11 protein-coding genes are annotated in these 12,808 nt (G+C 71.2%); 4 read left to right on the forward strand and 7 right to left on the reverse strand.

What is annotated here, in order from left to right; genetic code table 11:
* Positions 1-2: 2 nt before the first annotated feature.
* Positions 3-1,100, forward strand: a complete 1,098-nt coding sequence (locus ABS52_06600) for a hypothetical protein (protein ID ODT04046.1) — start codon at positions 3-5, stop codon at positions 1,098-1,100.
* Positions 1,101-1,193: 93 nt separating this feature from the next.
* Positions 1,194-2,492, forward strand: a complete 1,299-nt coding sequence (locus ABS52_06605; GenBank protein ODT04047.1) for a hypothetical protein — start codon at positions 1,194-1,196, stop codon at positions 2,490-2,492.
* Between the two features lie 29 nt (positions 2,493-2,521).
* Here the strand turns inward: ABS52_06605 and ABS52_06610 are convergent, their stop codons facing one another.
* Positions 2,522-3,214 carry a hypothetical protein gene (locus ABS52_06610; GenBank protein ID ODT04048.1) on the reverse strand — a complete coding sequence of 231 codons (693 nt, stop codon included), beginning with the start codon at positions 3,212-3,214 and terminating at the stop codon, positions 2,522-2,524.
* A 486-nt stretch (positions 3,215-3,700) separates the two neighbouring features.
* Between ABS52_06610 and ABS52_06615 the strand changes: the two genes are divergently transcribed.
* Positions 3,701-5,221, forward strand: a complete 1,521-nt coding sequence (locus ABS52_06615) for an amidohydrolase (protein ODT04138.1) — start codon at positions 3,701-3,703, stop codon at positions 5,219-5,221.
* Between the two features lie 48 nt (positions 5,222-5,269).
* Here ABS52_06615 and ABS52_06620 read toward each other — a convergent pair whose 3' ends face one another.
* The 5 genes from ABS52_06620 to ABS52_06640 form a co-directional block, all read right to left on the reverse strand.
* Positions 5,270-6,472, reverse strand: a complete 1,203-nt coding sequence (locus ABS52_06620; protein ID ODT04049.1) for a hypothetical protein — start codon at positions 6,470-6,472, stop codon at positions 5,270-5,272.
* 95 nt (positions 6,473-6,567) lie between these two features.
* Positions 6,568-6,816 (reverse strand): hypothetical protein, encoded by a 249-nt coding sequence (locus ABS52_06625; protein ODT04050.1) that lies wholly within the window; start codon positions 6,814-6,816, stop codon positions 6,568-6,570.
* Between the two features lie 49 nt (positions 6,817-6,865).
* Positions 6,866-7,453, reverse strand: coding sequence for a hypothetical protein (locus ABS52_06630; protein ODT04051.1), 588 nt, complete (start codon positions 7,451-7,453; stop codon positions 6,866-6,868).
* A 64-nt stretch (positions 7,454-7,517) separates the two neighbouring features.
* Complete coding sequence (locus ABS52_06635) at positions 7,518-9,503, reverse strand: hypothetical protein (protein ID ODT04052.1); 1,986 nt, start codon at positions 9,501-9,503, stop codon at positions 7,518-7,520.
* On the reverse strand, positions 9,500-10,708 hold the full coding sequence (locus ABS52_06640; GenBank protein ODT04053.1) for a hypothetical protein: 1,209 nt from the start codon (positions 10,706-10,708) through the stop codon (positions 9,500-9,502). The genes ABS52_06635 and ABS52_06640 overlap by 4 nt, the downstream gene beginning before the upstream one ends.
* Before the next feature lie 251 nt (positions 10,709-10,959).
* Here ABS52_06640 and ABS52_06645 point away from each other — a divergent pair, with 251 nt between their 5' ends.
* Positions 10,960-11,475 (forward strand): hypothetical protein, encoded by a 516-nt coding sequence (locus ABS52_06645; protein ID ODT04054.1) that lies wholly within the window; start codon positions 10,960-10,962, stop codon positions 11,473-11,475.
* Between the two features lie 144 nt (positions 11,476-11,619).
* Here ABS52_06645 and ABS52_06650 read toward each other — a convergent pair whose 3' ends face one another.
* The gene (locus tag ABS52_06650) at positions 11,620-12,726 is read right to left on the reverse strand and encodes a hypothetical protein (GenBank protein ID ODT04055.1); all 1,107 of its coding nucleotides are present in this window, start codon (positions 12,724-12,726) and stop codon (positions 11,620-11,622) included.
* Positions 12,727-12,808 lie beyond the last annotated feature (82 nt).

Genomic DNA, 12,808 nt, shown 5'->3' on the forward strand with positions numbered 1-12,808 from the left:
CCATGCCGCGGCCGGCGCTCGACCGGTCGCGTGCGTGCCGCCTGTGGGCCACGGGCGCGGCGCTCCTCCTCGGGGGCGCCGCGCCCGTCGCCGCTCAGGCCACGCCCGCGGCATCGTCCCGCCCGCGGGTCCACATCCTCGCGACCGGCGGGACGATCTCGAACCTGGGGAACGACCGGCGCCGGACGGGCACCGAACTGGTGGACGGGATTGCCGGACTTCGCGAGATGGCCACCGTCACCGTGGAGCAGTTCCGCAACGTCGCCTCGGGAAGCATCACGCACGACGACTGGCGGAAGCTCGCGGCGCGCATCCGTCAGCTGCAAACATCTCCCGACGCCCCGGCCGGCTACGTCATCACGCACGGCACCGACACCATGGAGGAGACGGCCTGGTTCCTCTTGCTCACCGTGGGCGGGTGCGAGCCGGTGATCCTCACCGGGGCGATGCGCCCCGCGAACGCCGTGGGGGCCGATGGCCCGGCCAACCTGCGGAACGCGGTGCGCGCGGCCATCGCCCCCGCGTCGCGCGGCCGTGGCGCGATGATCCTGATGAACGACGAGATCTTCGCCGCGCGCGACGTCACCAAGTCCAACACCACGCGCCTCAACGCCTTCACCGCGCCCGATGCCGGCGTCCTGGGGCTCGCCGACCCCGACACGCTCGTGTACCACCGCCCGCCGCCTGCCACGTGCCCCGCGCCGGCGTTCGACCTCGGGACCATTGGCCCCTTCCCGCGCGTCGACGTGGTGTATGCGCACATCGGTGCCGACTCGGTGACGGTGGATGCCCTCGTCGAGGCAGGGGCGAAGGGGGTGGTCGTGGCAGGGGTCGGACGTGGCGGAACGACGCCGTCCATGGGACGGGCACTCGAGCGTGCCACGGAACGGGGGGTGATGGTCGTCGTCTCCAACCGGACGGGAAGCGGGCGCGTGGGGGTGCGCAGCGAACCCGACTCGCTCGATGCGCTCCCGCCGGGGCGCGGGGCGTTCGTCGGCGCCACGGACCTCAATCCGCAGAAGGCGCGCATCCTCCTCATGCTCGCCCTCGCGGCGCACCTGGAGCCGGTGGCCATCGTCGAGCAGTTCAACGCGCGCTGACTGGCGCTACGTAATGTCGGTACGGGACGTCGCGGCGCCGCCGTTCGACGCCCATTGGTGCGCGCTCAGGCGGCCCCCCCAACCAAAGCCCTCATGTCGCAGACGCCCCCGATCGCCGTGACGACCGCTCGCTACTCCACTCGCCTCGTCGCGTCCCTGGCCGCCCTGGCCCTGCCGCTCACGGCGCAGCAACCGATCGCGATTCCTCGTGAGCACGCCGCCGTGAAGGGGGCGCTCGAGGCCATCCAGCGCGACAACGCCTGGACGCTCGAACAGCAGGTCTCCATCTGCGAGATTCCCGCCCCGCCGTTCAAGGAGGAGAAGCGCGGCCTCGAGATGAAGCGTCGCTTCGAGGCACTCGGGCTCAAGGTCACCATCGACTCGATCGGCAACGTGATCGCCGAGCGCAAGGGGAGTGGAAACGGCCCCACGGTGGCCATCGCGGGGCACCTCGACACCGTCTTCCCCGAGGGGACCGACGTGACGGTCAAGAAGGACGGGACGAAGCTCACCGCTCCCGGCATCGGGGACGACTGCCGGGGGCTCGCCACCGTGCTCGCCGTCGCCCGTGCCATGCAGCACGCGAAGATCCAGACGCCGGGGACGATCCTCTTCATCGCCAACGTCGGCGAGGAAGGGCCGGGGAACCTGCGCGGGATGCGCTATCTCTTCCGCAAGCCGCCGCAGAAGATCGACTTCTTCATCTCGGTCGACGGGACGGGACTCGGCCTCACCACGGGCGCCGTGGGGAGCCAGCGCTACCTGGTGCAGTACCAGGGCCCGGGCGGGCACAGCTACGGCGCCTTCGGAATGGCCAACCCCATCCACGCCATGGGGCGCGCGATCGCCAAGGTCGCGGAATTCCAGGTCCCGGCCTCGCCGCGCACCACCTTCAATGTCGGGATCGTCTCGGGCGGGACCTCGGTGAACACCATCTCGCCGTTAGGCGCGATGGAGGTCGACATGCGCTCCGAGTCGCCCGAGGAGCTGGCCAAGCTCGATGCCAAGCTGAAAGCGGCGCTGGCGGCGGCGCTTCGCGAAGAGAACGCGCGCTGGCCCAACGCGCGCGACACCGTCGCGCTCAAGATCACCGACATGGGGATCCGCCCGGCGGCGCAGGTGAACGATTCGTCGTACATCGCCCGCACCGCACTCGCGGCGGGCAAGGCGCTTGGCTTCACCGCCCCCACCGGCGCCTCCAGCACCGACGCCAACATCCCGATGAGCCTGGGGATTCCGGCCATCACCATCGACGGCGGAGGCATCGGCCGCGGTGCGCACTCCATCACCGAGTCGTACGACGATGGGGCGGAGGGTTACAAGGGGCCGCAGTGGGCGCTCCTCATCGTGAGTGCGCTGGCGGGAGTCGGGCGGGTGTCGTACACGCCATAGACGAGAAGACGAGAGGGCGACGGCGGTTGCTACAGCCAATGCCTCACCTGTTCGCCATACAGCGTTCGCATGGTGCGGCGGTTGACGGGGAGGGCGCTGGCCTTGAACGCCTGGAAGCGGCGCAGCACGCGCTGGTGGCGACGCTCGCCCATCGGCAGGGGGACGTGCGGCATGTCGATCAGCGCCCGCTCCACCCGCCACACGCTACGACGGCTTAGGCGCCAGTCGGCGGGGGTGAGGGCGTCGAGGTGGGCGACGCCATAGGCGTTGAGGCGCCCGGAGCCGTCGACATACGGGTCCATGTAGCTGCGCACGAGTGCGGGGATCGACCGAAACACCGGCGGTCGGCCGTGCAGCCCGTAGTCGCGCGATCGCGCCACGGTCCCCCAATGGCCGTCGTGCCGGTACAGGAACAGGACGTGGTCGAGCCCGTCGTCGCTCTCGATGTCGAGGACGGCGGGCGGGTAGCCATGGTGCTCCAGGATCGCCGCGGTGAAGAGGACCGCCTCCAGGCACGACGCGCGCCCGGCGGCCACCGAGCCTCGGAAGCTGCGCAGCGTGTGCTCCCAGTTGTAGGGGAGCGAGCGCAGGTAGCGTTGCACCTGGAGGGGCGTCCGGAGCCGGGCGATCAGGCGCCGCTCCCGCCGGGTATACGCGGCGGGCGACGGCGTGCGTACCGGCGCCGACAGGATGCGTTCGAGATCGGGGCGACGCATCGGCATGCGCGGGAGAGGGGGCGGGCGAGTTCGGCTTGCAGCGGGAAGCCTATCGCGGTGACCACCCGCGGACCAGCGCGAGATCCCCTGGTACCCCACGGCAGGCGGCGGCGCACCACGCCCGCGCGCATGCAGCCCGACGTCTCGGCGCCCCGGTTGCCGCCGGCGCTCCGGTCGCCGCCGGCGCTCCGTCGCGGAGGCTGGTGCACCGGGCGATGTGTCGAGGTGCCGGCGAGCGGTTCACGGGCCAACGATCGCTCCCCCCTCCGCGTCCTCTCGGTAGCGGCGCCGGTCACCGTCCTCGGCCACCGGCGTCGCCCGACGCATCGACGTCGCTCACCTCCCCCCGGCCTCCACCCTCCCCGCCTTACAATGACGCGTCGTCCCTCCCGCGTGCTCGCCGCCCTTGCCGCCGGCGCCGCCGCCCTCGCCCCCGTCGTCGCCCCCGCGCAGCAGCGGCCGGCCGGAGCTGCAACGCAGCCCGCCGCCGTCATCACCCGCCAGTTCGGCGACCTGGGCGCCGGTCCGTACAAGTCGCTCGTCATCCGCAATGCCATGGTGATCCCCGGGCACGGCGGTCCGCCCGCCGGCCCGTACGACATCATGATCGAGGGGAACATGATCACGCAGATGGTCCCCTTCGACCCGGTCGCCGCCGAGCGGCGCGGGGCGGGCTCGCGGATGACGGGTGACCGCATCATCGAGGCCGAGGGGAAGTACGTGATGCCGGGGATGATCGACCTCCACACGCACATCCGCACCCTCCCCGAGGAGATCGAGTACGTCTACTACCTGAAGCTGGCGATGGGCGTCACCACCATGGTGAACGCCGCCGATCGCGGCTACGCCAACGGCATGGAAGAGGCGAAGAAGAGCGCCGCCAACGAGATCATCGCCCCGCGCATGTTCCCGCTGGTGAGCTACGGTGCCGGGACCAGCTTCAAGGGGCGGCAGCTCGATGACCCGGCGATGGCGTCCCAGGTGGTGAAGGCCATGGCCGCCAACGGCAACCGGGTCATCTCGATGGACCCGTTAGGCTGGTCGCTCGACCTCGTGGCCGCCATCGCCAAGGCGGCGAAGGAGAACGGGATGATCACCTCGTTCCACCTGCAGCCGTCCAACACCGCCGTCACGCAGGCGGTGAAGGCGGCGTGCGCCGGCGTCACGATGATCGAGCACCATTACGGCTACGCCGAGTCGGCGCTGGACAACAAGACGCAGGACTTCCCGCGCACCTACAACTACGGCAACGAGAACGACCGCTTCCGCGAGGCGGGAAAGGTGTGGACGTACACCAACAAGGAGCGCCTGCTCAACGAGGTGGCCGACACGCTCGTGAAGTGCGGCGTCACGATGCTCCCCACGCGCGTGGTGTACGAGGCCAATCGCGACGTCATCCGCGCCACGTCGCTCCCGTGGACCGACAAGTACACCCACCAGGCGCTGTGGAACTGGAACCTCCCCAACCCCGCCTACCACGGCTCGTTCCACTATGACTGGACGAGCGACGACGAGTACTACTGGACGACCGCGTTCCGCCTGTGGGGCGACCTGATCTACGAGTTCAACAAGCGCGGCGGGCGCGTGGCGTTCGGCACCGACGACAACTACATCTGGGCCACCCCGGGCTTCTCGTCCGTCCGCGAGCTGCAACTCCAGCGCGAGACGGGGATGCACGGGCTCGAGGTGATCAAGACCGCCACCCTGAACTCGGCGCAGACGCTGGGCGAGCCGCAGCTGGGGCTCGTGCGACCCGGCTACAAGGCCGACCTCCTGATCGTCGACGGCAACCCGGCCGCCAACCTCAAGTACCTCTACTCGTTCGGTGACCTGGCCCTCGACAAGGACGGGAAGATGATCCGCACGAAGGGGATCGTGCACACCATCAAGGACGGCGTGGTGCTGAACAACGCCCGCCTCATGGAAGAGGTCGAGAAGATGGTGCAGGCGTCGCGCAAGCTCGCCCCGGCGGTCGACGTGATGCGCGATCCGTTCCGTGTCGGCAAGCCGTAACCGCCGCGGGGCTGGCGAGGCGTCCCCCTCGCCAGCACCGCGCAGCGGCTAGCGCCGCACTGCCGTCACCAGGACCGCGATGTCGTCGTTGCGCGGGTTCACGAAGTCCAGCCGAACCCGCGCATCGTCGGTGCGCGAGACGGTGGCCGGCACCGAGCAGTTGGCCAGTGCCCATCCCGCGGGGAGCACCATCGCGTTGGCCGGCCGCCCGAAGGCGCGGTCCCACACCAGTGTGTCACCGCGCAGCGAATAGCGTGCGGCGTCGGTGTAGGTCTCGCTGATGCGCAGCCGCACCGACTCCCCCGCCTTCACCGGGGCGAAGTCGATCACGACCACTTCGGCCTCGGGCGTCACCGGCGCCCCGATGTCGATCCCGGCGCGGGTGATCGCGCTCCCCGTCAGCGTGCGCGTGCGGAGCGACTCCCCGGTGTCGAGGATGCGTGCCGAGGGGTTCGAGGCCCGGCTCCCCCCCCGCACCACGTTCAGGTACTTGTCCACTCCGGGACGCGACTCGGTGTAATCGTGGTACAGGTCGAAGGCGTGCGTCTCCGGCTGCTGCAGGAAGTACACGATCTCGCGATCCTGGTGGGCCCGCTCGGCCAGGCGGCTGGCACTTGCCCCACCCAGCGCGCGAGCCACGGCGGGGTGCGCGGACTTGCGCCCCTTCACCACGAAGGGGACCTCGCCGACTCCCGTGTTGATGAACGAGACGGCGATGCGCCCGTCGGCCTCGGTGATCACCTGCGACGGGTAGTTCACCGACTCCAGTTCGTATCCCGCCGGCAGGACGACCGCGTTCCGGCGGATGCCGAGTGGCCTGGTGTAGACGATGGAGTCGCCGCCGGCGATGTAGCTGCGCGCGTCCTCGTATGTCTTGTCGATGCGAAGGCGCGCCTCGCCGTCGCGAGGGACCGGGCGCGCCAGCGTGATCCTGATGTACTGGCCCGTGCTGTCGGCGCCGCGCACCCCGCCATCTCGGGCGACGGCGCCACCCACGACCTGGAACGGGAGCGGCTTCCCGGTCATGCGGTCGTAGACCGCCTCGTCCGTTGCGATGCTCCCCTTCCGGATGACGTTGAAGTACGTCGTCGCCCCCGGCGTGGTGGCCGTGACTTCGTAGATGATGCGGAACCTGGCGCTCCCGGGCTCCAGCAGCTCGTAGCGCGTGTAGTGATCGGCATCGGTCTGGCGTGGCGCCTGCCCCGCGGCCGGGAGGGCGAGCGCCGCCGCCGCGATCGAGGCCAGCGCCATCCTCGCTCCCCCGCCCCCTGACTCCAGAGTCCAGGTGCAACGAGCGCGCGCGCGTCGCAGCCCCGACGGCGCGCGCGCCACCAGTGTCCGTGACCTCACGCCTTGGCCCCCACCCGCTTGGCGATCCAGAGCACGACCATGGCCCCGAGCACCGATGCGATCAGTCCGGCGCCTTCGCCGGGCGAGTACCACCCCACCAGGCGTCCCAGGAATCCGGCGAGGAAGGCGCCGGCGATGCCGAGGACCATCGTCTTGAGGAGTCCCATCGAGTCGTCTCCCTTGTACAGCGCACGCGCGATGAAGCCGACGACGAGTCCGATGATGAGGGTGTAGATGAGCCCCATGGTACGCTCCTGATGGAAGTGGACGAGCGGCGCCGCGCGTCGGGCGGCGTCAGGGTGCGGGCGTGTGCGGGCCGGGCGGTCGCCGGGAACGGCGGCGTCGGACCGCGCGGAAGACGAGAACACCCGCGACGGTGCACAGCAAGAGGGCGACGACGGGGACGACGATCGACACGGCCGTGATGACGACCGCCCCCGCCGTCTCGCCCGTGGCGACGACCGGGTTGCCGATGCCGCCGGTGGTCACGGTCGACTTGACGCGCGTCCCCACCGACAGCGCCTGCACGATGCCGGCGGCTCCCCCGCCCCCGATGATGGCGATGCTCCATCGCACCGTCGGCGGGAGGTCGGTGATGACGGCGGCACTGGCCACGATGCCGGCGACCACCGCGGCCGGCGTGGCCACCACGTCGAGGAGGTGGTCGAGCCAGGGGATGTAGTACGCGCCGACCTCCAGCGCCGTCGCCGTCCCGAAGGCGAGGAGCGCCGGGGTGGTCCCTACCCACGAAAAGCCGGGGGAGACCGGGAGGTATCCGAAGTGCGCGGCCAGGCCGGCCCCGAAGACGGGGACGAAGACCCGCAGTCCGGCGGCGGTGGCGAGCCCGAGCCCGAGGGCGATGCTGAGGACGGTTTCGCTCATGACTCCGGAAAAGAGCGCCGCGCGGCGTGCGGCGCCATTCCCTACGCGGGGGTGAGGCGGGAAGTTACGGGAGGGCGAAGGCGCGCAGCGCCGTCCCGGCCCCCGCACCGGTGGCGATCACCACGAACTGCCGGCCGGCACGCGTTCGGTAGGTCATGGGATTGGCATAGCCCACGGTCCCCAGCGCGTGCGACCAGCGGACGCTCCCGTCGCGGGTGTCGATGGCGTACAGCGTGCTCCCGCCCCCCGTGAGGAAGAGGAGCCCGCCGCGCGTCACGACCCCACCCGGCGCGCCGGCCACGCCTAACGCCGGCGGCAGCGGGACCCCCCGCAGCGCCGGGTGATGGCGCACCGCGGGAGAGTCGCCGATCGGCACCTGCCAGCGGTGCTCGCCGGTGGCCATGTCGATCGCGGTCAGGACGCCGTACGGTGGCTTGTTGATCGGGAGGGGCGGGACGGGCTTCCCGGCCGAGTCCCGCTCGAAGCCCGGGACCACCACGCCTAACGACGGGGCGTCGGGGTCGGTGAAGAAGTCGCTGTCGTTCGTGTCCGAGGGTGTGGGGCGCCGCGCGAGCTTCCAGAGCGCCGGGGCATTGGTCGCCTTGACGTACAGCACGTTCGTCTCGGGATCGTACGCCCCCCCTCCCCAGCCGGCGCCGCCGATCGCCCCCGGGCTGGTCACGGTCCCCTCCAGCGACGGCGGGGTGAAGAGCGGGCCGAATCGGAACGTCCGCAGCTTGGCGAGGGCGGCGGCCTTCACGGCCGGCGTGAAGTCGATGACGTCCTGCTCCCCGAACCCCTGCGCCGCGAGCGGAGCCGGCCTGGCGGGGAACGGCTGCGTCGGCCACGCCGCTTCCCCGGGCACGTCGCTCGGCGGGACGGGGCGTTCCTCGATGGGCCAGAGTGGCGCCCCCGTGACGCGGTCGAACGCGAAGATCCACCCCTGCTTGGTCGGGACGAGCACGGCATCCACGCGGCTCGCGCCACGCCGGATGGTCACCACGTTAGGCGGGGCGGGGAGGTCGTAGTCCCACAAGCCGTGATGGACCAGCTGGTGATGCCAGAGGCGCGTCCCCGTGCGGGCGTCGAGCGCCACGATCGCTTCCCCGAAGAGGTTCGCCCCGCGGCGGCGTCCGCCGTACCAGTCGTTGGACGGCGTCCCCACCGGGAGGTACACGATCCCGCGCGCCGAGTCGACCGTGAACGGCGCCCAGACGTTCGTGTGCCCGGTGTAGCGCCAGGAATCGCCGTCCCATGTCTCGTTCCCCACCTCCCCGGGGTGCGGCACGGTGCGGAAGGCCCAGACGCGCCTCCCCGTGCGCACATCGAACGCCTGCACGTCGCCCGGGGGATCACCCTTGTAGGCCAGGCGGTCGCCGACCCCGTTCCCCAGGATCACCAGGTCGCCCCACACCACCGGCGGCGACGTGTTGGTGTAGTGCCGGCGATTCACCGGGCGGTCGAGCTGTGCGGTGAGGTCCACCTCGCCGTTGGCGCCGAAGGAGGGAATCGGCTTCCCCGTCGACGCATCGAGGGCGATGAGCCGCCAGCGCGAGTTGATGAAGATGCGGCGCTGCCGGCCGTCGCTCCACGCCGCCACTCCGCGGTGCACCAGCCCCGTCCCGTTGGAGGGCTGTCCGGCGCGATAGGCACCGGGGTCGTAGCGCCAGTACTCGCGCCCGGTGTTGGCGTCGAGCGCCACGACGACGTTGAGCGGGGTGGGGAGGTACAGCGTGTCGCCGATCATGAGCGGCGTCGCCTGGAAGTTCCCCGGTCGCGCCGGCCGCCCCGAATCGGCGGGAGGCGACGCGGGGTCGCCGGTGTCCCAGCGCCACGCGGGAGCGAGCTGCGCGACGTTGTCGCGATTGATGTCGGCGAGGGGCGAGTACTTCATCCCGCCGGCATCGCCGCCGTACGCGGGCCACTCGACCATCGGGCCAGCCCCCCGCCTCCCCTGCTGGGCGGAGGCCCCGCCAGGGGCAACGCCCAGCACCAGCACGCCCGTGAGGGCGAGCGAGGCCGCCCCCCGGGAGCGGAGCGGCCCGGTCATGGATCGTTGCGGTAGACGTGCCCGCCCTTCATCACGAAGCGCGGGCGGCGGAGGGCCGTGGCGTCGCGGGTCACGTCACCCGCGAAGGCCACCAGGTCGGCCACCATGCCCGGCGCCACCGTCCCCAGCGAGTCGGCCAGCCCCATCGAGCGGGCGGCGAGCGACGTCGCCCCCGCGAGCGCCTGCAGCGATGGCTCCCCCGCCTCCTCGATGCGGCAGATCAGGTCCTCGACGTTGCGGCCGTGGGCACCGGCCACGGCGTCGGTCCCGAACACCACCTTGAGCCCCGGCGTGTTGACGGCCCGGCGCACGGCGGCGGTCGCCAGCGGGAGCGATTCCTCCATCGACCTGAAGCCGGCGTCGTTGTAGTTGCCGATCCCCTGGTACCGGGCCCGGTTGTCGAGGTAGTTGCGGAAGACGAGCCCGCACTGCGGGGAGAAGTAGGTCCCCTTCTGCGCCATCAGCCGCAAGACCTCGTCGGTGGCAAAGACCCCGTGCTCCACCTGGTCGCACCCCGCGTCGACCGCCGCCTTCACGGCCCCGGCGGCGTGGGCGTGGACCAGGACGCGGAGCCCGAGTGCGTGGGCCTCGCCGCACGCCGCCTGCAGCTGCGCGTCGGTCATGGTCTGCGCCCCGCCCTCCCGGATGGACTTCGAGGCGAAGAGCTTGATGAGGTCGGCACCGCGCGCCTTGAAGTCACGGACCTTCTGGCGGAGTTCGTCGGGTGATCCGCTGGCCTCGCTCAGCGAGCCTAACGAGGTCAGGAGGCGTGGCCCGGGCACCGCCCCACGGTTGATGGCGTCGCGCAGGTCCTTGTCCCCGGGCGACCCCGGCGACTGGACCGTGGTGACCCCGGCAACCAGGGTGGCGTACGCATTTCCCGCCGCGGCGATCGCCTCCTGCGCCGGCGTCTCGCCGTCGCGCTCCGTGTGGAGGCGCCCCTGGGCGTTGAAGTACCACGCGACGTGCGCATGCACATCCATGAGCCCCGGCATCAGCGTCGCGTCGCCGAGATCGTAGCGCACCCCGCGGAACCCCGCCGGGAGCGCCCCGACGCTGGTGATGCGCCCCCGCTCGACCACGACCGTCGCGGCCCCGGTCAGCTTCGCCCCGTCGAACACCCGCTGCGCGGAAATGGCGACGGCCTGTGCGCCGGAGGCGCGTGGCGACCATGCGATGGCCAGCGCCGTGCCCGACAGCTGCACCCCCCGGACGGCAAGTCGAATCGAGCGCCTCATGTCACGTCACCGGCGAAAATGGTCGTCTGGGGCTCCTCGCCTTCACGCTCCCCGCCGTTCGCCAATGTACGCCCTCCGGCGTTCGCCACAAGCAAGCCATGTCCACCGAGACTGGACGGGTGGGCGCGCCCGGTGGATGTTGGAACCGACTCACGCGCACGCCACGCGCTTCGCTCGTCATCGCGGGCGTGTGCGGCCGCGTCTCACGTCACGGACCGATGCACCTCCCCCTCCCGCAGTGCACCATTCGCTCCTGGCGTCCCGCCGACGCCGCGCGCCTCGCCACCGTCGCCAACGATCGCGACATCTGGATCATGGTGCGCGACCGCTTCCCGCACCCCTATACCCTGGCCGATGCCGACGCCTTCATCGCCCGCGTCCTGGCGGAGGAACCGGAACGGAACTTCGCGGTCGCCGTCGATGACGCCGCGGTCGGTGGCGTCGTGTACATGCCCGGTGAGGACATCCATCGGGTGTCGGCCGAGGTGGGCTACTGGCTCGGGGCGGATGCGCGCGGGCGGGGGATCGCGACCGAGGCCGTGCGCGCCTTCGTGGGGTGGATTTGGGAGAACACCGAGATCCAGCACCTCGAGGCCGGAGTGTTCACCTACAACCCCGCCTCGGCCCGCGTCCTCGAGAAGGTGGGCTTCACGCTCGCCTACACCGCCAGGAATTCGGCGATCAAGGACGGCGCCCTGCGTGACGAGTGGATCTACACCATCAACAGGGGCTGAGCGCTCGACGCGACGGGCGCGACCGCGCCGCCGTCGGCGCGCCGGCCCGGCGCCGGGCGCATCCCTCCGTGCCCGGTGCCGGTACGAAACGAAACAGGCGGCGCGTGTGCGCCGCCTGCTCCGTTTGCACTGCGGGTGAGCCGCCTACCGACTCCCCCGGCAGAGGACCGACATCGCTCCGTCAGCCTGACATGTGCCAGACAGGCGAACGGCGCCGGTCGTCACATCGGAAGATTGTGCCGCCACCGCCTGGCCGCGTCCGCGGCGGACGCTGTTCGTCCACCGGGCGCGGCTCCCGCGCACGTCGATGTGGACGAAGGGGCCACTGGGGCCCATCTCGTGATAGAGGCCGAGCCCGCCCACGAGGTCGGGGTTGCGGTGCTCCACCAGCTGCACGGCACGGTCGATCACCTGGGCGTCGGCGAAGTCGACCACGCCATCGCGGTTCAGGTCGTCCATGCGCCCGTCGCGATTGGCGTCGATGATGAGGTCGGCGGCGTCGCCATACTGGTGGCGGCTCGAGCGCGCCATCCCTTCGCCCCCGCCTCGCGCGTTGTACTGCGGCGTCCGGAAGCCCGACAGCACGACGACGTGGCGCGTCGCGACGCCGAACGACTCCAGGGCGTCGAGGACCAGCTCGAGCTTGTCCAGCAACTCCTCGCGCAGCACCACGTACTTGGGCCACACGTGCGTCTGGTCGTGCGTGATGAAGTCGCGCAGGGTGAAGTGCGTCGAGACGCGCGTGTCCGCGTTCTCGGGCGTGACCTCGATGAATCCCGCGGGGTTGTCGTACGACGTGCTCACGGCGCGCAGCTCGCCGGGCCAGAGTCCGACGTGGTAGCCGTTCACGTAGCTCCCGATCTTCCTGCGCCACGGCGTGAGCGTGACGAAGGCGAACGACGACGCGAGGGCCGGGGTGGCGACGCCGTGGATGCCCGGGGCACGGACGTCGGGGCCGATCTGGCGCGTGAGCGTCGGGAAGGCCTCGATCTCCTCCAGCGTCAGGAGGCGCATGCGCAGGTCGCCCGAGCGCCCGCTCAACGAGTCGAAGTCGATCGCGCGGCTGGCGGCGACCGAGCCGTTCCGCACGACCGGGACGTTCACCAGCTCGGCGCGACGGGGGGCCTCGACCGGCTTGCCTAACGCTGCGCTGATCCCGCTGCGCGTGGCGGCAGCCGCGACCACGGTCGCGGCGACGATCGAAGCGAGGCGCCAGAGGCGGGAACGGTGCAACGGGACGGAGGGCGGCATCACCGCAAGGACGACCGAGGGGAGACAAGGGCAACGCGTTGCCGTGCAACGTGTTGCAGGGTGACGGGACCGTCTCCAACCT

The sequence above is a fragment of the Gemmatimonadetes bacterium SCN 70-22 genome (assembly GCA_001724275.1).
Taxonomy (GTDB): Bacteria; Gemmatimonadota; Gemmatimonadetes; order Gemmatimonadales; family Gemmatimonadaceae; genus SCN-70-22.

What these genes read in the sequence shown, in the direction of transcription:
- ABS52_06635 (ODT04052.1), bottom strand. Translation starts at nt 9,503, where the DNA reads ATGACCGGGCCGCTCCGCTCCCGGGGGGCGGCCTCGCTCGCCCTCACG.
- ABS52_06600 (ODT04046.1), top strand. Translation starts at nt 3, where the DNA reads ATGCCGCGGCCGGCGCTCGACCGGTCGCGTGCGTGCCGCCTGTGGGCC.
- ABS52_06610 (ODT04048.1), bottom strand. Translation starts at nt 3,214, where the DNA reads ATGCCGATGCGTCGCCCCGATCTCGAACGCATCCTGTCGGCGCCGGTA.
- ABS52_06630 (ODT04051.1), bottom strand. Translation starts at nt 7,453, where the DNA reads ATGAGCGAAACCGTCCTCAGCATCGCCCTCGGGCTCGGGCTCGCCACC.
- ABS52_06625 (ODT04050.1), bottom strand. Translation starts at nt 6,816, where the DNA reads ATGGGGCTCATCTACACCCTCATCATCGGACTCGTCGTCGGCTTCATC.
- ABS52_06650 (ODT04055.1), bottom strand. Translation starts at nt 12,726, where the DNA reads ATGCCGCCCTCCGTCCCGTTGCACCGTTCCCGCCTCTGGCGCCTCGCT.
- ABS52_06620 (ODT04049.1), bottom strand. Translation starts at nt 6,472, where the DNA reads ATGGCGCTGGCCTCGATCGCGGCGGCGGCGCTCGCCCTCCCGGCCGCG.
- ABS52_06605 (ODT04047.1), top strand. Translation starts at nt 1,194, where the DNA reads ATGTCGCAGACGCCCCCGATCGCCGTGACGACCGCTCGCTACTCCACT.
- ABS52_06645 (ODT04054.1), top strand. Translation starts at nt 10,960, where the DNA reads ATGCACCTCCCCCTCCCGCAGTGCACCATTCGCTCCTGGCGTCCCGCC.